The sequence below is a fragment of the Pseudomonas fluorescens genome, assembly GCF_001708445.1.
Classification (GTDB): domain Bacteria; phylum Pseudomonadota; class Gammaproteobacteria; order Pseudomonadales; family Pseudomonadaceae; genus Aquipseudomonas; species Aquipseudomonas gorinensis.
On record NZ_CP015637.1, the window covers coordinates 3257366 to 3279156 of the forward strand.

Annotated in this window: 16 protein-coding genes; 11 read left to right on the top strand and 5 right to left on the bottom strand. The window is 60.0% G+C overall.

Annotation, left to right across the window (positions count from 1 at the left end):
- Nucleotides 1-23: 23 nt before the first annotated feature.
- Nucleotides 24-2936: a hypothetical protein gene (locus A7317_RS14455; RefSeq protein ID WP_069076136.1), complete on the top strand. Its 2913-nt coding sequence runs from the start codon at nt 24-26 to the stop codon at nt 2934-2936.
- Between the two features lie 307 nt (nt 2937-3243).
- Here the strand turns inward: A7317_RS14455 and A7317_RS14460 are convergent, their stop codons facing one another.
- From A7317_RS14460 to A7317_RS14470, 3 genes are all read right to left on the bottom strand, one after another.
- Nucleotides 3244-4194, bottom strand: coding sequence for an alpha-E domain-containing protein (locus A7317_RS14460; RefSeq protein WP_010169366.1), 951 nt, complete (start codon nt 4192-4194; stop codon nt 3244-3246).
- Between the two features lie 2 nt (nt 4195-4196).
- Nucleotides 4197-5606, bottom strand: coding sequence for a circularly permuted type 2 ATP-grasp protein (locus A7317_RS14465; protein WP_024075570.1), 1410 nt, complete (start codon nt 5604-5606; stop codon nt 4197-4199).
- A 760-nt stretch (nt 5607-6366) separates the two neighbouring features.
- Complete coding sequence (locus tag A7317_RS14470; RefSeq protein ID WP_069076137.1) at nt 6367-7062, bottom strand: pirin family protein; 696 nt, start codon at nt 7060-7062, stop codon at nt 6367-6369.
- A gap of 218 nt (nt 7063-7280) precedes the next feature.
- Here A7317_RS14470 and A7317_RS14475 point away from each other — a divergent pair, with 218 nt between their 5' ends.
- Entirely contained in the window at nt 7281-9728 is a 2448-nt protein-coding gene (locus tag A7317_RS14475) for a UvrD-helicase domain-containing protein (RefSeq protein WP_069076138.1), read from the top strand.
- Between the two features lie 72 nt (nt 9729-9800).
- Here the strand turns inward: A7317_RS14475 and A7317_RS14480 are convergent, their stop codons facing one another.
- Nucleotides 9801-10073, bottom strand: coding sequence for a DUF1652 domain-containing protein (locus A7317_RS14480; RefSeq protein WP_024075593.1), 273 nt, complete (start codon nt 10071-10073; stop codon nt 9801-9803).
- Between the two features lie 256 nt (nt 10074-10329).
- Between A7317_RS14480 and A7317_RS14485 the strand changes: the two genes are divergently transcribed.
- The 4 genes from A7317_RS14485 to A7317_RS14500 are packed head-to-tail and all read left to right on the top strand — an operon-like array spanning nt 10330 to nt 14103.
- Entirely contained in the window at nt 10330-11139 is an 810-nt protein-coding gene (locus tag A7317_RS14485; RefSeq protein ID WP_024075592.1) for a helix-turn-helix transcriptional regulator, read from the top strand.
- A gap of 49 nt (nt 11140-11188) precedes the next feature.
- On the top strand, nt 11189-12595 hold the full coding sequence (locus A7317_RS14490; protein WP_069076139.1) for an NAD(P)/FAD-dependent oxidoreductase: 1407 nt from the start codon (nt 11189-11191) through the stop codon (nt 12593-12595).
- Between the two features lie 26 nt (nt 12596-12621).
- Nucleotides 12622-12963, top strand: coding sequence for a cupin domain-containing protein (locus A7317_RS14495; protein WP_024075590.1), 342 nt, complete (start codon nt 12622-12624; stop codon nt 12961-12963).
- A gap of 60 nt (nt 12964-13023) precedes the next feature.
- Nucleotides 13024-14103 carry a polyamine ABC transporter substrate-binding protein gene (locus A7317_RS14500; RefSeq protein ID WP_024075589.1) on the top strand — a complete coding sequence of 360 codons (1080 nt, stop codon included), beginning with the start codon at nt 13024-13026 and terminating at the stop codon, nt 14101-14103.
- A gap of 115 nt (nt 14104-14218) precedes the next feature.
- Here the strand turns inward: A7317_RS14500 and A7317_RS14505 are convergent, their stop codons facing one another.
- The gene (locus tag A7317_RS14505; protein ID WP_069076140.1) at nt 14219-15004 is read right to left on the bottom strand and encodes a helix-turn-helix transcriptional regulator; all 786 of its coding nucleotides are present in this window, start codon (nt 15002-15004) and stop codon (nt 14219-14221) included.
- A gap of 200 nt (nt 15005-15204) precedes the next feature.
- Here A7317_RS14505 and A7317_RS14510 point away from each other — a divergent pair, with 200 nt between their 5' ends.
- The 5 genes from A7317_RS14510 to A7317_RS14530 all read left to right on the top strand — a co-directional run bounded on the left by A7317_RS14510 (nt 15205) and on the right by A7317_RS14530 (nt 21737).
- The gene (locus A7317_RS14510; RefSeq protein WP_069076141.1) at nt 15205-16569 is read left to right on the top strand and encodes an APC family permease; all 1365 of its coding nucleotides are present in this window, start codon (nt 15205-15207) and stop codon (nt 16567-16569) included.
- A gap of 9 nt (nt 16570-16578) precedes the next feature.
- On the top strand, nt 16579-17682 hold the full coding sequence (locus A7317_RS14515; protein ID WP_069076142.1) for a P1 family peptidase: 1104 nt from the start codon (nt 16579-16581) through the stop codon (nt 17680-17682).
- 372 nt (nt 17683-18054) lie between these two features.
- Nucleotides 18055-19488 (top strand): serralysin family metalloprotease, encoded by a 1434-nt coding sequence (locus tag A7317_RS14520; RefSeq protein ID WP_024075585.1) that lies wholly within the window; start codon nt 18055-18057, stop codon nt 19486-19488.
- Nucleotides 19489-19537: 49 nt separating this feature from the next.
- Nucleotides 19538-19906, top strand: a complete 369-nt coding sequence (locus A7317_RS14525; RefSeq protein ID WP_069076143.1) for a protease inhibitor Inh/omp19 family protein — start codon at nt 19538-19540, stop codon at nt 19904-19906.
- 103 nt (nt 19907-20009) lie between these two features.
- Nucleotides 20010-21737, top strand: a complete 1728-nt coding sequence (locus tag A7317_RS14530; RefSeq protein ID WP_024075583.1) for a type I secretion system permease/ATPase — start codon at nt 20010-20012, stop codon at nt 21735-21737.
- Nucleotides 21738-21791: the final 54 nt, after the last annotated feature.

Here is a 21791-nt window from a genome sequence, read left to right on the forward strand (position 1 = left end):
GCCCGCTTGCAAGGACTCTCACCATGTCCAAAAAAGATAAGTCGAAAGCTGCTCTCCTGCCTGCCATCGTGGTGCCGCTGACGGAGCCGCCTATCGCCGGGGATATTGACGCTGCCGACGGCGGCATCGGCTTGCGTCACACCGAGTCGGCGCTGGTGGTGTATCTCGTCAATCCCAAAGACGGTGTCAGTGCCGGCAGCATCGCCTCGCTCTACTGGGGGAACCGGAATGTGCCAGTGGCGTCTACGCCCATTCGCGAAGGCGAGGAGAACCTGGACCTTATCCCGCTGACGGTGCCTGCGCACCGGATCGTCGAGTTCTGGGCCAACCCGGTGTTGGGCAAGCTGCGGCGCGCCAGCGGTAATGAAACCTTCACCGAAGAGCGCAAGTACCGGGTCATGCTGACACGCCCCGCAGGGCGCGACCCCGACGACGCGCTCCCCGGGCACCAAGGCCTGTCCTACGTAGTGCCGCCGGAAGTGTTGCTCGATGGTGTCAACGAAACCAGGGCGCTGGCCGGGATCAAGATTCTTATCCACCATTGGCTGCACATGCATGCTTACGACCTGATCATTCTGGCCTGGGGGTCGCAGCAGGTGCTGCATCGGGTCCAGCCTGGGGAGGTGGGGCGCGATATCACCCTGACCGTTGACTACGCCACGATCAGCGCCGCCGGCAACAACCCCCTGACGCGCGTGGCTTACCAGGTCAAGAACGCCGTCGGCACTCTGCCGGATGAATGGGCGCGTTGGTCGGCGGTATCGCTGATCGATGTGCATCTGCACCAGGTGCGGCCAGAGGCGCCGTGGCTGGCGTTCCCCGACACTGACAGGGTGGTCGACCTGGCCGAACTGGGCGGTTGGGACGTGGAAATCGAAACCTGGGTGACTAACGCGGAAGCCGCCGCCTATGACTACGTAAGCTTGATCTGGGCCGGTGTCGACAGTGAGGGCAACCCGTTCCCCCATACGCCGATCAAACCGTTGAACAGAGCGGGGGTGCATTCCTTCGAGGTCCCCAACGCGCTGGTCGTCGCCATTGCCGATGGGACCGTCAGCGTGCATATGCTGTTCCAGAAAGGCGTGGTGGAGCAGCCCTCGGAAAAACTCTACCTCGAGATCGTCGGCAAGGTCGTAAGATGGCCGCCACCCACGATTGACGAGGATAAGGGCGGCAAGATTGAGCCGAGTAAAGAGGCGACTGTGCGGTTTCCTCTGCAAGGGAGCTGGCCGCCCGATGGTTATCTGGAGGTTATCTTCCTCGTCAGCAGCCCCGATAACACGATCGAGCACCGTGTTGGCCGCGAGGTCGACGATGTGGACCCCACACCGGAAGGCGACATGCTGTTCACGGTGTACCCCGCCGAGCTGCAGCGTTTCGACGGTCACCTGGTGGAGGTGTTTTACGCGCACACACGGCCAGGCGGACGGCCCCAAGAGTCGCTGCGGCTGAAAATCCTCGTGGGTGAGATTCAACGCACACTGCCTGCGCCGATCATTGAAAAGATCATTGGAAGCCAGTTGAACCCGGACGATATCGAGGGCTACGCCAAGGTGTTTGCACCGGCCGGCGATACGAAGCGTGGAGACTGGGTGCGCATGTACTGGAACGGGCCGCTTGTCCGCACCAATGTGCCGGTGCAGGTGGCGGTCGATAACAGCACCACCGAGCACGATATCGATGAGTTCTATGTCAATAACAACCTCAATGAAACCGTGGCGGTCTTCTACACCTTGACACGTGGCGACGAGCTGCCGCGTTATTCGCAAGTCACGGAGGTGCTGATCAGCCGCAACCTGGGTGAACTGCTGGCGCCGACATTGCTTGAGGCGCAGATAACCGGCCCCGACACCGCCGACCTGGAGCCGCTGCGAGTGCAGCAGGGCGCCCAGTTGGTGGTGCGTTATGTGGGCATGCGTGACGATGATTGGATCAAGCCTTATATGGAGGGCGGGAGCGATGACGGCTCGCCGGATATTCCGGCCAAGCCGGGTAATCGGGTGTTGCAGGAGGTGGTGTTCGATATTACGCGGGACGCGATTAGCGCCAACATTCGGGACCGTGATGCCACGGTGGTTTTCACGTATGCCGTGACCCGGGGTGACGACACGAAGCACTCGGCGAAGCTGACGGTGACGGTGAAGCCGATACCGCTGTCGGCTTTGCCACAGGTGATCATCCACCGTGTGCCCCATAACGGGCTGCTGGACTTGAACACTATCGTCGGCAACCCCTGGGCCGCCGTGCTCAAGTGGCCATTTATTGCCACCGGACAACGCGTGTGGATAACACTCAAGTCCAGCGGACATGAACCGTTGCCGGTATTAAGCAATTATCCGATTCTCTCATCGGAATTGAATGGACTGACGAACAAACCAGTGTCACGTGATTGGTTGCAGAAAATACTGCCTGACCATCCCATCTCCGTAGAGATCAAGGTGACACTTGATGGCAGTGTTTATATGGCGAGAGCGGTTAGTTTTGCGCCTACTACTTATAAGGTAAAAAGGGTGCCTGCAGTAGATAGGACCGATTTTAGCAATAATAACTGGAATGACTGGTTCAATGTTAGTACGGACGCAGTTCTTATAAAGGAGGGTGCAAATACATATTGGCGAAGCGTACAAACAGGGCTGTCTGCCCCCCAGATTCGAAAACAATATCGAGATGAAAGCTTTATAGTCACAAAGACCATCGAAGTATCTTGCGATTATAGGCATGAGTTTGGCGCGAACGATACACGTATTCGGGTGAGAATGCTTTCCTTGGGTCCTACTTATGAAAGCCCTACATTCCCATTTTCATCCACCTGGAGGAACATGAAATATACTATGAATGTTCCGAAAATTTTTGAATACATTAGTGTCTCTATATATGTTCTTGGATCAGAAGAAAATCCAATCTCCCTGGATAATTTAGTCGTGACAGCACTATAGTTTCCCGCATCGCTTAACAGCGAAACAACCGGGACGGAATAACCGGAGCAGACTGAGTTAACAAAATAACCGAGTACCTATCCACTGCCTCAAACGGATAGGTACTCGCTGCTTTTAACCCTGAATGTGTAAAAACGCCTGCCACTCTCTCTCGCTGCCGACCTCAAGCGGAGCAGAGTGTCAAGCTACCAAGATTGATCTAGGCGTAGCACCGCCAATACCGAGCGGATCCTGGTCCAGAATGTAGCTGATGTGTTTCGGTGATTTGCTTAACTGACGCAATCGGGAGCACGCCCCCTCCCACCGTTTACACGACCTCCAGATAAGAACTATGAATCGCCCGCGCCAACTCCCTCACCGTGTCAATAAACTCCGTCAACCGGCTATGCAAACCGTCCTCCAGAATCTCATCGATCCCCGTATACCTCAGCCGCGCCTCGAACTCTGCCGCCAACCGCTGCGCGGTACGCCCATAACTGCCGGGCAGGTCCGCGAGGATATGGCTCAATTCCTCAATACACGCATGCAGCGAACGCGGCACATCGCTGCGCAACAGCAGCAGCTCCGACACCGAGCGCGCATTCAACGCATTCGGGTACAGCTCGGTATACGCTTCGAACGACGACAACGCGCGCAGCAGGGCGCTCCACTGGTAATAACCGCGGGCCGACAAGTCGCTGACTTCTTCCGATTCCTCGCCAAACATCTCATAGCGCGCATCCAGCAGGCGCAAGGTGTTGTCCGCGCGTTCGACAAAGGTGCCCAGGCGAATAAACCGATAGGCGTCATTGCGCATGATGGTGCCGGATGTGGCCCCACGAAACAGGTGCGAACGTTGCTTGACCCAATCGCAGAAGTGGCTGATGCCATGCCGCGCCAGGCCGCCGGCGGCGATGCTGCGCATTTCCAGCCAGGTGGCGTTGAGGTTCTCCCACATGTCGGCGGTGATGCGTCCGCGTACCGCGTGGGCATTGCCCCGGGCGGCGCGCAGGCAGTTATAGATACTGGCCGGGTTTTCTTCATCAAGGGCGAAGAAGTGCAGCATGCGCTCGGCGTCCAGCTGCTGGTGGCGCTCCAGGTAACTGTCCAGGGTGCCGCTGCTGAGCAACGACATCGCCAGTTCATCCAAGCCATCACTGCGCCCGGCCTGGGGCATCAGCGACAGCGAGTAACTGACTTCAAGCATGCGCGCGAGGTTCTCGGCGCGCTCCAGGTAACGGGACATCCAATACAAATCCGCGGCGGTTCTACTCAGCATGGTCAGCCCTCCACCACCCAGGTGTCCTTGGTTCCGCCGCCTTGCGACGAGTTGACGATCAACGAGCCTTCACGCAGGGCCACCCGCGTCAGGCCACCCGGCACCAGGCGGGTTTCCTTGCCGGACAGCACAAAGGGCCGCAGGTCGATATGCCGTGGCGCGATGCCGTTTTCGACAAAGGTGGGGCAAGTGGACAGGCTCAGGGTCGGTTGGGCGATATACGCATGGGGGCGCGCCTTGATGCGTTGGCGGAAGTCCTCGATTTCGGCAGCGGTGGACGCCGGGCCGACCAGCATGCCGTAGCCGCCCGAGCCCTGGGTTTCCTTGACCACCAGTTCGCCCAGGTGGGCCAGCACGTGGGACAGTTCATCCGGCTTGCGGCATTGGAAGGTCGGCACGTTTTGCAGGATGGGCTCTTCATCCAGGTAAAACTTGATCATGGCCGGCACATAGGGATAGATCGATTTATCGTCGGCCACGCCGGTGCCGATGGCGTTGGCCAGCACGACGTTGCCGGCGCAGTAGGCGGCGACCAGGCCGGGCACGCCGAGCATCGAGTCCGGGTTGAACGCCTGCGGATCGAGGAACGCATCGTCGATACGCCGGTAGATCACATCCACCGCCTTGGGCCCGTCGGTGGTGCGCATGAACACCTTGAGGTCGTGCACGAACAGGTCGGCGCCTTCCACCAGTTCCACGCCCATTTCCCGCGCCAGGAACGCATGTTCGAAGAACGCGCTGTTAAAGCGCCCAGGCGTCAGCACCACCACATTGGGGTTGTCCAGGCGGCTGGCGCTTTTCAGGGTCTTGAGCAGCAGGTTGGGGTAGTGGTCCACCGGTGCGATGCGCTGCTTGGCGAACACTTCGGGGAACAGGCGCATCATCATCTTGCGGTCTTCGAGCATGTAGCTCACGCCGCTGGGGGTGCGCAGGTTGTCTTCGAGCACGTAGTAAGTGCCGTCGCCGTCGCGCACCAGGTCCACACCGGAAATATGGGAATAAATGTCGCGGTGCAGGTCCAGGCCGACCATGGCCTTTTGATAACCCTCGTTGCCCAGCACCTGGTCGGCCGGAATGATCCCGGCCTTGATGATGCGCTGGTCATGGTAGATGTCGGCAAGGAACATGTTCAGCGCCTTGACGCGCTGGATGCAGCCGCGTTCGATCACGCTCCATTCACTGGCGGGGATGCTGCGGGGGATGATGTCGAAGGGAATCAGGCGTTCGGTGTCTTGTTCGTCGCCATACAAGGTGAAGGTGATCCCCGCGCGATGGAACAGCAAATCGGCTTCGCGGCGACGCTGGGCCAGCAATTCCGGCGGCGTATTGGCCAGCCAGCGGGAGAAATCCTGATAGTGCGCACGGCACACGCCGTTTGCGTCATTCATTTCATCGAAGAAAGATCGAGCCATTCCAGTACCTTGTCAGTGCCGAGGACAACCTTGGGTGGCACTGCCGCTTAAAAAAACGCATTTTTTATGAGCCCGTGGCAGAGGGTGCCAACAGGCCTGGTCCTTACTTTCTTATGGGGTCGGCTCTGGGTCAGGGGGTAACGAATGTTCCTGTATCGGGGCAGATGAATGGATAAAGCAATGCCTGTGCCGGAACGCGCATACCGCGCTGATTTACCCTGGTGGCAAGCCCTGATGCCAGTCAGTCAAGGAGGCACACTGTAACGGTGGCGAGCGGGCTGGCCCCGCGTTGGGTTGCGCAGCAGCCCTAAAACCTGGCGATTTAATCGGCCTGGATAAATGCGGTGGCCTGATTGGGGCCGCTTCGCGGCCCAACGCGGGGCTAGCCCTAATGCCATTCAGTTAAGCGTACATCGCCTTCTGTAGGAGCGAGGGGGACGCCTAGTTCTTGCTCGCGAAAAACGTCAACGACGTTTTTCGCGAGCAAGAACTAGGCGTCCCCCTCGCTCCTACAGAAGGCGATGTACGCTTAACTGAACGGCATTAGGGCTTGCCCCGCGTTGGGCTGCGTAGCAGCCCTGACCCAGGCGCCGCGTTCCTTCAGGCAGAACTCATTGGCTGGTTTTGGGGCCGCTTCGCGCCCCAACGCGGGGCAAGCCCGCTCGCCACAACAATCAGGCTCGCCATTTGCCCGTTCTATCTCTTGACTGACGGGCATTGGGGCTTGCCCCCCCAGGTTTGATTCAGGCAGGGCGTCAGATCAGGCCAGGTCGACCAGCACGATTTCGCTGTCTTCTATCGCGGTCACGCGCAATACCTGCTCATCCTCTACCGCTACACCATCTCGAGCTTGCGCCCGCAAGCCATTGATCTCAATCACTCCCGTTGCCGGTACCAGGTAGGCGCGACGCCCGCTGTCCAGCCGGTATTCGGCACTTTCCCCAGCCTTCAGGGTGGCCGCCACCAGCCGTGCATCAGCCCGAATACGCAGGCTTTCGCTGTCACCGGCCTTGCCGCTGGCCAACGTGACAAACCCCTCGCGATCGCCCTTGGGAAACGGTTTGGCCCCCCATGACGGTGGCAATCCGGCCTCGTTCGGGATAATCCAGATTTGGAAAATCTTGGTCGGCGTGGCTTCCAGGTTGTATTCGCTGTGAGCGATCCCGGTGCCCGCGCTCATGACCTGTACGTCGCCGGCTTCGGTACGGCCCTTGTTGCCGAGGTTGTCGGCATGGCTGATGGCACCCTCACGCACATAGGTGATGATTTCCATATCGCGGTGCGGGTGCTGCGGGAAACCGGTACCCGGAGCGATGATGTCGTCGTTCCACACCCGCAGGTTGCCCCAGTGCATGCGCTTGGGGTCGTGGTACTCGGCGAAGGAAAAGTGATGATGGGCGTCAAGCCAACCATGATGGGCGCCACCCAGAGTGTTGAAAGGTCGAAGTTCAAGCATGACGGTCTCCTATTGATGAGCCTATCTTCCCTGAGCACATGATCGATAAAAAGCGTAAAAACTGCCTTATTCCTATCTATAAAGCCGATTGATTAGTGGCGTTTTGACTTTCACTTCATCGCCTAACTGCATGAGCGCAAAGCAATTGGCTGGAACTGCGCGCCGATTCCGGCGACCATGGCGCACTCGTCAAAGCCAAGCTCACCCCAGGAGTCCGCGTGCCGCAACAACAGCCTGAACTGCCCCCAGAACTTCGCCCTTTGGCTGAAATGCCGCTGCTGAAACGCCTGGCGGCCCGTTTGTTCGGCCACGGTTTGACGCGCCTGCGCGCGCAGCACCGGTTTTCCTGGTTGCATGGGCAGGCCGATGGCTTTCGCAGCGGGCATGAGGCGGGTGTGGAGTATGGGTATCGCGAGGGTAAGGCCGATGGCCTTGAGGAAGGCCGTCAGGTCCTGTTGATCCGTGATTTCCGCCCGGACGAACACCGTGCCCCCGGCGTGGACGACAACCTGTTCGACGATTGGCGCCTGCCCCTCACCGCCGAGCTGAAGAAGCGCATCAAGGCCGACGTGGCGCGCTTGCTGCCGGCCCATGCCCAACCCAGCACTGCCCAGTGGAAGATGATCTTCAGCGACACGCCGTCCACCTCGGTGATTGCCGGCGCCGGCGCGGGAAAATCCACCTCGTTGGTGCTGCGTATCCTGTTGCTCACCCATTACCTGGGCTATGAATTGAGCTCGATGACCGTGGTGACCTTTACCCGTGAGTCGCGCAAGGACTTCATTCAAAAGCTGATGGAGATTCTCAGCTTATGGGGCCAACCTATTGAAATGAAAGAAGCCAAAGCGGTGGTGCGTACCTTTCATTCGCGCATCCTACCCATGGTGCGCAGCCTGCCGGGCTTCGAGCGGCTGCAGGCATTCGAGAACCTCGGGGCCAGCGTCGAGGACGCCGACAGTAACCCGTTCGACCTGCGCATCAACCCAGCACAGCGCCATCAGTTGAACGCCTGTTATCACCAGTTGCAGGGGCGGCATCCACGTTTCCGCGAGCTGATCGCACCGCTGGCGCGCCATGGTTTGCAGCTCAAGGAGCTGGAGCGCGATCACCCGGATGTACAAAAGCGTATGGCGGTGACCGAACTGGCAGCCAAGCGCGATGAAGAGCTGTGCGATGTGATCGAGGACCTGTGGTTTCGCGCGGGCGCCTGGCCGATCAAAGGCATTGAACCCAACCGTCAGACCGTTGAGATCAATGGTGCGCAGTTTCATTGCCATGGCTATATCCCCCAGCTGGATGCCTGGGTGGTGCTGGGCTTCGACGCGCGGGAAAACGCTCAGGTCAGCCGCCCCAATGCCAAGTTGTCGGTACGCGCAGAGTGGGCAGTGAAGCGCACACTGTTTCAAGCTTTCTGCCGTAAGCCATTGATATGGCTGGATAGTTACCAATCATCCGAGCGGCTTCTGAGTAGCCTCGCCGGTGATGCCAGCGCCGGGCCCGGCTTTGATTACAAGGTCAAAGGTGAGTTGTCGTCGGCACCGCTGCTGGACAGTTTTGTCATGGCGGCGGGCTTTATCGAGAACCTCGGTCTGGACGTGCCCACCGCTGTCGGCCAGATGAGTTTCGCTAAGGACGATCCGGACCGCTTGTTTTTCGAGGCCTTGAGCATCTTCTGGAAAGCCCTGGAAGATCATCTGCTGGACCAGACGCCACCGATCATGACCTATAACCGGATGTTCTCGCTGTTCGGCGAAAACACCCCGGAAAACCTCAAGCTGCTGAGTGATCCGCTGTTGCGGCCGTTGTCGCACCTGATGATCGACGAGTTCCAGGACGTATCGCCGCAGATCGTGTCTTGGATCCGTGCCAGCCTGCGAGAAATCCGCAGCCGTGGACCGGCCATGCACGTGGGGCGTGCGGCTCAGCATTCCTCGCTGCTATGCGTGGGCGATGACTGGCAATCGATCTACGGCTGGCGCGGCAGTTCGCCCAAGTACTTCATGGCGTTCAACCAGGAATTCCCGTCACCGAGTACCACCCGCGTGATGCTCGGCGAGAACTTCCGCAGTCACCAGCACATCATTGATGCGGCTGAACATATCGTGCGGGCGGCGCCGGCCATTCCGGGCAAGAGGGCCAAGGCCAGCGGGGCGCCGAGGGCGTTGGTGCCGGTCACCGTGCTGGCGCGGGATGATGCCGCACTCGGACGCCAGTTGCAGGCGCATTATGAAAAGGGCGAGTCGGTATTAATGCTGTATCGAAAAAACAGCGATAAGCTACTGATTCAAGAGCATATTCAGTCTGTAGTTAATCTGGATTCCAGCTTGCCGCCCGCCGCGCGACGCCTCAAGCAACTGACGTATCACAGTGCCAAGGGGCTGCAGGCGGATACGGTTTTCCTGCTTGGCGATTGCCAGCACGTGACCAGCTCGCCCTACAAGAACCAGGTGTATCGCATGGCGGGCCTGGGCAAGGACGGTGACAGCGAGCCCTATGACACGGCACAAAAGGATGAGGTACTGCGCCTGGCCTATGTGGGCATCACCCGGGCGGTGAGCCACTGCTACTGGTACGTGGAACAACCCGAGGGCCAAGCGGTGAATGTGCCCAAGGCGTCGGAGCGGGTGGATGGCAAGAAAGCGTTTTTCGATGATCAACGCAATTAGCCGGTAAATGCACCTCAGATGTGGGGGGGACAGGCTCCCTCCCACAAGGGTTTGCCGTGTGCTGGATCGGCCTCAGGCCCTCAGCGACTGCGGCGGCACAAACGAGGCCAGTTCATCCTCCACCGCCTCGATGATGCGTTCGACATCGGCGGCATTCATCACCGTGGCACAGGGGATGCCGGCGATGGCGATCAACGTCTCGCCGCTGGCCCGATCGAACAGGCGCGCGACCATGCTGCCGGGCGCGTCCATGCTGCCCTCGAAGCCCATTGGATGAAAATGCCAGCGCATCAGCTGGCAAGCGTTGGGGAACGTCACTTTGCTCATGTTGCGCACCTTGTTCATTGAGCGCTTCCTTTAGCTCGCGGCAAGGGCCAGGACCGTCACTGGTCATGGCACGTGAGAGCTTAAAAGTAGCATCCGTTCACACCCACAATGTGAGTTTTTTCGATCCGTTCGGCGGTTCTTTTCCCATTGTTTGACGTGGGTCATGTCGTACTTGAGTCTGGGCAAAAGGCCATTAGTCTGAAGTGGCGGCTGCCCATTGAAGGCTGTGTCGAAATTCGGCAATCTCCACGGTTTTCCCGCCACAGAGCCGTTCATGCCCGACAACGCCCCTGACGATGATTGCCAGCACACCCAAGCCACGAGGGCGTTAGTGCTGCGTCACCACCTATGCTGGCGTCATCGGGACCTGGACGGGGTGATGTCCTACTATCACCCGCACATCCAGTACCACGATTTCTTCCAGAACCGTGTCGTCGATTACGCGCAGTTGCGTGAGTACCTGCAAGCCAGCATGCCACGTGGCCCGGATGAAGCCATTGAGCACATGGACCGTATTCGCGCCGATGGCGATACCGCGTTTATCCAGTACCGAATTACCTTGCGCGGCGGCCAGGGCCTGGTGTCGTTTCGTACCAGCGAGGCGATCACGGTGCGCGATGGGCTGATCTGGCGGGTCAATGAGTACGCTTCGCTGGTCCACGAACAGACGCCCCAAGCCACGCGCCCAACCGTCAGCCGCCTGGGCCTGTCACCTCAGCAACTGGGGCATATGGCCAATGACCTGCAGCAATACTTCCAGCAGCAGCAACCCTACCTGGACCCCGAGCTGGACCTGCAACGGGTCGCCAAGGAATGTGGCTATAGCCGCAATCAGATTTCCTACCTGTTGAACCAGGTGCTGGGGCAAAGCTTCTATCGCTACGTCAACCAGGCGCGGCTCCAGCATTTGCTCGTCGCGCTGGAACAGGCCGCGCCGCCGATCAAAGTGGATGACCTGGCGTTTGCCGCCGGCTTCAATTCGCTCTCGGCGTTCTACAGTGCTTTTCGCCAGCACACGGGCCAATCGCCGAAGGCCTACGTCAAACAAATTTCCCTGCGTGCACGCGCGCAAGACAGCCCCTGACACCGCGCTCTAGGATCCAGCCTATCGAAACGAGGTAGGGGAACCTGGCATGCCGGCATGGCGCAATATCAGTTTATGGATGGATCAACTGGACGACCCGCTGCAGGCGCGGCCGCCCCTGGTCCATGACCTGGACGTCAACGTTGCCATCATCGGCGCCGGTTACACCGGCCTGTGGACCGCCTATTACCTGAAGCGCCAGGCGCCCGAGCTGAAAATTGCGATCATCGAGGCGCAAACCGCCGGTTTCGGTGCGTCCGGGCGCAATGGCGGCTGGCTGATGGGCAACCTGTTGGGCGAAGACCGCCTGCTGGCGGGCCTGGCGCCGCAGCAACGCCGCGCCGCGTTTGACCTGTTGCATGGCATCCCCGATGAAGTGGCCCAGGTAGTGGCCCGCGAAGGCATCGAGTGTGACTACCGCAAGGGCGGTGCGTTGTATTGCGCGGCGCGTTACCCGGAGCAGGAAGGCAGCCTGCGCCGCTACCTGGAAAAGCTCTACGCCCAAGGCCTCACCGAAGCCGATTACCGTTGGCTGAACACGCAACAGCTGGCCGAGCAGATACGCATCGCCAAGCCCTATGGCGGCATCTACGCCCCCCATGTCGCGACGATCAACCCGGCCAAGCTGGTACGTGGCCTCGCGCGCGTCGTTGAAAGCCTTGGGGTGACCCTCTATGAAAACAGCCCGGTGACCCATTGGCAGTCCGGCAGCCTGCGCACGGCCCAAGCCAGCGTGCGCGCCGGCTGGGTGGTGCCGGCCATCGAGGGCTACGCACCGACATTGCCGCCCCTGGGGCGTTATCAGCTGCCGGTGCAAAGCCTGATCGTCGCGACCGAACCGTTGCCCGCCAGCACCTGGGATGAGATCGGCCTGAATCACGGCCAGGCCTTCGGCGAGAGCAGCCGGCAGGTTACCTACGGCCAGCGTTCGGCCGACAACCGCCTGGTGTTCGGCGCGCGCGGCGGTTATCAGTTTGCCGGCAAATTGCGCCACAACTTCGATTTGACCGACAGCGAAGTCGAGCTGCGTCGCTATCTGTTCGGTGAACTGTTCCCGCAGTTGAAGAACGTGCGGATTACCCATTCCTGGGGCGGCAACCTCGGCATGTCGCGACGTTTTCAGCCGCACATGCTGTGCGATCACAAGACCGGTATCGCGCTGTCCGGCGGTTATGGCGGGGAGGGCGTCGGCGCCACCAACCTCGGCGGCCGCACCCTGGCCGACTTGATCCTGGGCCGCGACACCCCGCTGACCCATCAACCCTGGGTGATCCGCGACCGCGGCCTGGAGGCGCTCAGGGCCTGGGAGCCCGAACCGTGCCGGTGGCTGGGCTACAACGCGATCATTCGTAGTTTTGTCCATGAAGACCAGGTATTGGCCAACCCCAATACCGCGCCCTGGCGCCGCAAGCTGGCGACCGGCGTGGCGGGCTTCATGGAAGGTTTCATGCACTGAGCCGTTTCACTCACACAGGTACACCCATGAGCATTACTCAATTCAAAGACGCGCTGAACACCCACCTGCCGGACTCGTCACCGGTCGCCGTACCCCTGGGGGAGCCCATCGCGGTGGCGTCGACCTTGAGCGTGGAACGCAGCGATGGCGTCGAAACCGGCATCTGGGCCTGCACCCCGGGCCGCTGGCGCCGCCAGATCAAATCCCAGGAGTTTTGTCACTTTATCCAGGGCCGCTGCACCTTCACCCCGGACGACGGTGAAGTCCTGCATATAGAAGCCGGCGATGCACTGATGTTGCCGGCCAACAGCACCGGAATCTGGGATATCCAGGAAACCGTGCGCAAGACCTACGTATTGATCCTGTAACGCTTTGATCCTTGATCGCCTGCCATAAAAACAGCCCTAAAACCGCCAGGAAATCGAACCATGAAAGCCATTGCCCTGTTGCCCTTGATGTTGGTGGCCTCTATCAGCCAGGCCGCCGAAACGGTGAAGATCTACAACTGGTCGAGCTACATCGCGCCGGACACCACGAAGAACTTCCAGAAACAAACCGGCATCGGTTTCAGCTACGACGTGTATGATAGCAACGAGACCCTCGATGGCAAGTTGATGACCGGTAATTCCGGCTACGACGTGGTGTTCCCGTCCAACCACTTCATGGCGCGGCAGATCCAGGGTGGCGCGTTGAAAAAGCTCGACAGGAGCCAGTTGCCGAACTGGAAGAACCTCAACCCGGTACTGCTCAAGGCCCTGGAAAACAACGACCCCGGCAACGCCCACGGTTTTCCGTACCTGTGGGGCAGCACTGGCATTGGCTACAACATCGACAAGGTCAAGGCCGTGCTCGGTGACAACGCGCCGGTGAACTCCTGGGACCTGATCTTCAAGCCCGAATACATGGAGAAACTCAGCAAGTGCGGGGTGGCAATCCTGGATAACGGCCCGGAACTGTTGCCGATCGCCCTCAATTACCTGGGGCTGGCGCCGCACAGCAAGAACCCTGAGGACTATAAGAAAGCCGAGGCGCTGCTGATGAAAGTGCGGCCCTATGTGGCGTATTTCCACTCTTCGAAGTACACCGGCGACCTGGCCAATGGCGACATCTGCGTCGCAGTGGGCTTCTCCGGCGACGTGCTGCAAGCCGAAAGCCGGGCCAAGGAAGCCAAGAATGGCGTGAATATCGGTTATCAGATTCCCAAGGAAGGCGCGGCGATCTGGTTCGACATGGTGGCCATGCCCGCCGATGCGCCCGATGAAAAAGCCGGCTACGCCTTCATGAATTACCTGTTGGAACCCCAGGTAATGGCGGACATCACCAACTCGGTGCACTACGCCAACGGCAACAGCGCAGCGGATAGCCTGGTAGACCCTGAGATCAAGGCGGACACCAAGATCTACCCGAGCGACGAAATGATGGGCAAGTTATTCGCGCTGGAGGCCATGCCACTGAATATCGACCGGATTCGCACGCGGGTGTGGAACACCATTCGCACGGGTCGCTGAAGAACTAATGTGGGAGGGGGCTTGCCCCCGATGAGGGCGTGTCAGTTGATGCATCTGCAACTGACCCACAGCTATCTGAGGCCCCCCCACATTTGGATTGAGTACAACCTCGGTCTCACGGGTTTTCCAGGTCATGCCCCAACGACTGGATAAACAACGAGAACAGCTCCGGCTGTGACGAGATGTCCAGCTTCGCGTACAAATGCCGACGGTGCACTTTCACCGTATCCGGCGAGATATTCAGGCGCTCGGCCATGGCCTTGGAGGAGAACCCACGCAGCACCAGGCGGGCGATTTCCAGTTCGCGGTCCGAGAGCACGCCGCAGCCGAACTGGCTCAATGCATCCCTGATCTGGCTGTCCATCGCCGGCGCACGCTGGGTGCTTTGCTGCCAATGCTGCTGCATCAATGGCAATACCCATGCCGCCAGGGTGGTCATCAGCCCGGTTTCGTCACCACTGAACCGCCGCTGCATGCCCAACGACAGCGACAACGTTCCCGCACCGGGCAGTTGCAGAATAAATTGCACCTCGTCTTCCAGCACGTTGTCGTGGAAGTAATTGAGGAAGTATTCACTCTGGCGAAAATGATCCGGCGCCACCTCTTCCAGGCGATACACCCCGCTGGCGTAGCCTTCGCGACAGGCCTGGAAGAACGGATCGAGCAGGTACAGGCCATTGAGGTACACCAGCATCGACGCCGGCTTGCTGCTGGGCTGTGCGTCGTACTCCTCCAGCGCCTGGGGCGGGCCCTCCAGGGGGTAGAAAATCGCCAGGGCGTTATCGAAGGGCAGGCATTGGTGCAACAACAGCACCAGCTGTTTCCAGAAGCGCTCGGTGCCGATGTGTGCCAGCGTGCGCCCCAGCCCCGCATGCATGCCGATTTCCCTGAACAGGCTCATGAATCAGGCTCCCGCCATCAAAAGATCGGCCAAGGGTTCGGCTTTTTACCGGGTGTCGTCAAGGGGAGTACGCCAATAGGGGAATTGGCTGACAAGCCCCCAGCCGATAACGTCGCCATCAGTCAACGGGGAACATATCCCGGACGATCATCATTTTTCGTTTCTGCCTCACACCAAAAACAACGACAGAGGATAACGATATGAGTACTTCTCCCGCGCCAGACGGCGTGCTCAAACCCACCCTGAGCGTCTTCGATGTGGTTGCCATCACCGTTTCGGCGGTGACCCCGGCCAGTTCCGTATTTGTCATCGCGCCGTTTGCCATCCAGCAGGCGGGCAGTGGTGTGTTCCTGGCGTTTGTGATGGCCGGTTTGCTCGCGCTGATGTTCGCCTTCTGTTACGCCGAACTGGGTCGGGCGCACAACAGTGCCGGCGGTGAGTACGTGTACGCCAAGCGCGTATTCGGTGGCATGGCCGGCTACGCGACGTTTCTGACGGTGCTGGTGATGTTGCTGTTTATTCCGCCGGTGCTGGCCACCGGTGCAGCGACTTACCTCAACAACGCCCTGGGCACGAAATTCGACGCGCAAACCGTCGCCCTGGTCATCGTGGTCGGCAGCTACGCCCTGGGCATCCTCAATATCAAGCTCAACGCCTGGATCACCGGCACCTGCCTGCTGTTGGAAGTGGCGGCCTTGCTGGTCATCGTGTTTATCGGCTTCGGCCACCCGGTGCAACCGGCCAGTGTGTTGTTCCAGCCGCAGATCGTCGAAAACGGTGTGTTGCACCTGGCGCCCTGGGCCCTGGTGATCGGTGCGGTGGGCATTGGCCTGTTCTCGTTCAATGGCTATGGCCCGGCGGTGTTACTCGCCGAAGACATGAAATGCGGCGGCAAGGGCGTACACAAGGCTGTGCTGTGGTCCCTCGGGCTGGTGGTGGTGATCGAGATTGTGCCGATCACCGCGCTGTTGATTGGCGCACCGTCCCTGAGCGCGATGATCAGCAGCCCTGATCCCATCGGCTACCTGCTCACCAGCCACGGCAATGAAACCCTGTCACGCCTGGTCAGCGCGGGGATCTTCCTGTCGGTGTTCAACGCCATTGTCGCCATCGTCATCCAGATCGGCCGCGTGGTCTTCAGCAGTGGTCGCGATGCGCTGTGGACGCCGCGCATCAACCAGTTGTTCACGCGCATCCATCCACGCTGGGACTCGCCGTGGTTGGCTACGCTGTTCCTGGCGATCCCCTCGGCGTTGTTGAGTTTCAGCTCCAACCTGGCGGACCTCACGTCGTTCAGCGTGCTGCTGATCATGCTGGTGTACCTGGTGGTGGCCTTGAGCGCGCTGATGAGCCGGGTGCGGCTGCGCGACCGCGAGCATCCCTATCGCATGCCTTTGTGGCCGCTGCCGGCGTTGCTCGCGGTGCTGGGCGCGGGGTACCTGCTGGTGACCTTGCTGGTGGCTTCCTCGGTTCGCGACATCATGATCATCATCGGTTTGCTGGCGGTGTCGGTGATCCTGTATTGCATCAGTGGCCGGCTGAGTCCGGCGTTTCAGAAATTGTAAGGAGTGGGTATGCGTGCACGTCAATTGGGCATTACGTTGGGGCTGGGCACGCCCGGCGAATTGAATGCCATCACCGATGTTCCCGGCGTTCGCGTCGGCCACAGTACGCTCAAGACCCGCATCGACGGCAAGCAGGTGCGCACCGGCGTCAGCGTGATCCAGCCGCGCGCCGGGGAGGCGCGGCAACAGCCGTGTTTTGCCGGTTACCACGTGCTAAACGGCAACGGTGACGCCACCGGTCTGGAATGGATCAACGAAGCCGGTCTGTTGACGACGCCGCTGGCGATCACCAATACCCACAGCATCGGCATCGTGCGCGATACGTTGATCGCCCTGGAGCGCGAACGCCTGGCGGACCCGGCGGTGTATTGGTGCATGCCGGTGGTGATGGAAACCTATGACGGCCTGCTCAACGATATCTGGGGCCAGCACATCAAGCCTGCGCATGTGCGCGAGGCGGTGAACAACGCCGAACCGGGCCCGGTACAGGAGGGCGCTGTGGGCGGCGGCACCGGGATGATCTGCCATGAGTTCAAGGGGGGCATCGGCACGGCGTCGCGCCGCTTGCCAGCGGAGCAGGGTGGCTGGACCGTCGGCGTGCTGGTGCAGGCTAACCACGGCAAGCGCCAGGAACTGCGGGTCGACGGCTACCCGGCAGGCCGCCATTTGATGGACATCCCGTCACCGTTTGCCGAGCGTGGCACGCCGGGCATGGGCTCGATTGTGGTGATCCTGGCCACCGATGCGCCGTTGTTGCCGCATCAATGCCAGCGCCTGGCACAGCGCGCCTCCATTGGCATCGCCCGTACCGGCGGGGGGACCGAGGACTCCAGCGGTGACCTGTTCCTGGCCTTCGCCACTGGCAACCAGGATTTGCCGCCCGCGGATTACGGGCGCAAGGGCCTGCCGTTCAGCACCGCGTTGCAGATGGTCAATAACGACCATATTTCACCGTTGTTCCTCGCGGCGGCGGAGGCAGTGGAGGAGGCGATCATCAACGCCATGCTGGCTGGCGAAGACATGACGACGGACGACGGTGTGCAAGTGCCGGGCTTGAACGGCGAAACACTGTTACAGGCATTGGGCAAAACCGGCTGGAGTGTGTCCCGGTAATAGGGGGCATGTACTTAATGATGTAAGTGTAATAACGGGCTAGATGAATAGTGCCAATGACACCGTGACAATACAGTGGATCCCTTAATGGGGTTTGCCGCTCTACTTGAGCGGCTTTACCCGTATTTAATATTTAAATAACAGCCCTGGTTATTTTGTCGGACAAAAGCAATCGGCCCCCAACAAACACGGCTTATGACTTCCCTAAGTTGCTCCTCTATGATTTTTCCACTGTGTAAATAGAGGTAGACGAAAGTTTTCAAATTGTGTCAGTTTCGATACGCCTTCAAAAGAGGCGAGTGATAGGACGATCTCGCCCGCGGGGTTCCTATCGATAAAAACTGATGCACTTGCAAACAAGGAAGTACGTTTATGTCAAAAGTAAAAGACAAGGCTATTGTGTCGGCGGCGCAAGCCAGCACCGCTTACTCGCAAATCGATAGCTTCAGCCATTTGTATGACCGTGGCGGCAACCTCACGATCAATGGCAAACCCTCCTATACCGTTGACCAGGCAGCCACCCAATTGCTGCGCGACGGCGCCGCGTACCGGGACGTTGACGGCAACGGCAAGATCGACCTGACCTACACCTTCCTGACCTCGGCCTCCTCGAGCACCCTGAACAAACACGGTATCTCGGGCTTCAGCCAGTTCAACGCCCAGCAGAAAGCCCAGGCCGCCCTGGCCATGCAATCCTGGTCGGACGTGGCCAACGTGACCTTCACCGAGAAGGCCAGCGGCGGTGACGCTCATATGACGTTCGGCAACTACAGCAGCGGCCAGGACGGCGCGGCAGCCTTTGCCTACCTGCCTGGCACCGGTGCGGGCTATGACGGCACGTCGTGGTACCTGACCAACAACAGCTACACGCCGAACAAGACCCCGGACCTGAACAACTACGGCCGGCAGACCCTGACCCACGAGATCGGCCACACCCTGGGCCTGGCGCACCCTGGCGACTACAACGCCGGGAACGGCAACCCGACCTACAACGACGCGACCTATGGACAGGACACGCGCGGCTACAGCCTCATGAGCTACTGGAGCGAAAGCAACACCAACCAGAACTTCAGTAAAGGCGGGGTTGAAGCCTATGCCTCCGGCCCGCTGATCGACGACATCGCCGCGATCCAGAAGCTCTACGGTGCCAACTACAACACCCGCGCCGGCGACACCACCTACGGGTTCAACTCCAACACCGGGCGTGACTTCCTCAGCGCCACCTCCAACGCCGACAAACTGGTGTTTTCGGTATGGGACGGTGGTGGCAACGACACCCTGGATTTCTCCGGTTTTACCCAGAACCAGAAGATCAACCTCAATGAAGCCTCGTTCTCCGATGTGGGCGGCCTGGTGGGTAACGTTTCGATCGCCAAGGGCGTGACCATCGAGAACGCCTTCGGTGGCGCGGGCAACGACTTGATCATCGGCAACAACGCCGCCAACGTGATCAAGGGCGGGGCCGGCAACGACCTCATCTACGGCGGCGGCGGTGCCGACCAACTGTGGGGCGGCGCCGGCAACGACACGTTTGTGTTCGGTGCCAGTTCCGATTCCAAGCCTGGGGCGGCGGACAAGATCTTTGACTTCACCTCGGGTTCGGACAAGATCGACCTGTCCGGCATCACCAAAGGCGCGGGCCTGACCTTCGTCAACGCGTTCACCGGGCATGCCGGCGATGCGGTATTGACCTATGCCTCGGGCACCAACCTGGGTACCTTGGCGGTGGACTTCTCCGGGCACGGCGTGGCGGACTTCCTCGTCACCACGGTCGGCCAGGCAGCGGTCAGCGATATCGTCGCGTGATACAAGGGCGCGGCGTTTCGGCGCCGCGCCTGTTGGATGGAGCGTGAAGATGCAGCGTTTTTTCAACTTGATCGCCTGCGTGTTGCAGGCGATGGTCATGTCGGCAGGAGCCCACGCAATGGCGAGCAGTCTTGTTTTACCCACGAGCGCCCAATTGGCCGGGCATTGGCAGTTGCACCAGCAGGACCAGGTGTGTGCCCTCGACCTGCTGGAACCGGCCAATGCCCTGGGCGGTGATGTGGCTTGTGTGACGCAATGGCTGGGTGACAAACCCCTGAGCTGGTCGCCGACGCCCGACGGTATCTGGCTGATGAATGCCGAAGGCACCGGGATCACCCATTTGAATCGCCAGAAGGATGGCGAATACAAAGGCCGCACACCCTCCGGAACGGAAGTGGTATTGCAACGCGCCCCTTAGTTATTGGTTATAACTCGATCACTCGATGTTATTAGTTGGCTGGCCCTGACCGGGGGCTCGGGCAACTTATGCGCGTAATTTGATTCAGGGAAGAACAAGAGATATGGCCAAACCCCAAGGCGTTGCACCCTTATTCAAGGCGCTGGGTGAATACAAGAGCATTTTGATCAGCGTGGGTTGTTTTACCGCCTTGATTAACCTGCTGATGCTGGTGCCGTCCATTTATATGCTGCAAGTGTATGACCGCGTGTTGTCTTCCCAGAATGAAACGACCCTGGTGATGTTGACGCTGATGGTCGTGGGGTTCTTTGCGTTTATTGGCACACTGGAAGTCATCCGCAGTTTTATCGTGATCCGCATCGGCAGCCAGTTGGAGCGACGTTTCAACTTGCGCGTTTATAAAGCCGCGTTCGAACGCAACCTGCAACGTGGCCAAGGGCATGCCGGGCAAGCCCTGGGCGACCTGACCCATATCCGCCAATTCATTACCGGGCCGGCGCTGTTCGCTTTTTTCGATGCGCCGTGGTTTCCCATCTACCTGTTTGTGATCTTCCTGTTCAACGTGTGGTTGGGCGTCTTGGCGACGGCCGGCGCAGTGTTGCTGATTGCATTAGCGTGTCTTAACGAATACCTGACCAAAAAGCCGCTGGGGGAGGCCAGTGGTTTCTCCCAGCAATCCACCCAACTGGCCACCAGCCATTTACACAACGCCGAGACCATCCAGGCCATGGGCATGCTCGGCGCCCTGCGCCAGCGCTGGTTTGCCGTGCACTCGCAGTTCCTCGGCTTGCAGAACCAGGCCAGTGACACCGGCTCGGTGGTCACCTCAGTGAGCAAATCCCTGCGCCTGTGCCTGCAATCCCTGGTGCTGGGCCTGGGTGCGCTGCTGGTGATCCGCGGGGATATGACCGCCGGGATGATGATCGCCGGTTCTATCCTGATGGGCCGCGTGCTCAGCCCCATCGACCAACTGATTGCGGTGTGGAAGCAATGGAGTTCGGCCAAGCTGGCCTATCAGCGCCTGGATGAATTGCTGCGCGAGTTCCCGCCTGAAGTCGAGCACATGGCGTTGCCCGCGCCCAAGGGCCAGCTGAGTTTTGAGCAGGTCAGTGCTGGGCCGCCAGGGCGACGCATCGCCACCTTGCATCAAGTCAGTTTCAACCTGGGCGCCGGTGACGTGCTGGGGGTGCTCGGCGCCTCGGGCTCTGGCAAGTCGACCCTGGCTCGCGTACTGGTGGGCGTGTGGCCGACCCTGGCCGGTACGGTGCGCCTGGATGGCGCGGATATCCATCGCTGGGACCGCGGCGACCTGGGCCCGCATATCGGCTATTTGCCCCAGGACATTGAGCTATTCAGCGGCAGCATTGCCGACAACATCGCGCGCTTTCGCGATGCCGACCCCGAGCGTGTGGTGAAGGCTGCGCAACAAGCCGGTGTGCATGAATTGATCCTGCGCTTGCCCCACGGGTATGACACGGTCCTGGGCGACAACGGCGGCGGCCTGTCCGGTGGCCAGAAACAACGGGTGGCCCTGGCCCGTGCACTGTATGGCGAGCCGCGCCTGATTGTGCTCGATGAACCCAACTCCAACCTCGACACCGTCGGCGAAGCCGCCCTGGCCAGCGCCATTGTGCAGATGAAGGCCCAGGGCAGCAGTGTGATCCTGGTCACCCATCGGTCCTCGGCGCTGGCCCAGGCTGACAAGTTGCTGGTGCTTAACGAAGGGCGTTTGCAGGCATTCGGGCCAAGCCAGGAAGTACTGCGGGCGTTGTCCGGCCACAGGGAGCACCCGCCCCAAGGTAGGAGCGAGCTTGCTCGCGAAGGGCGTTAACGATGACGCGCCCTGATTGGATACACGCGGTGACGGTGAGTTTTTCGCGAGCAA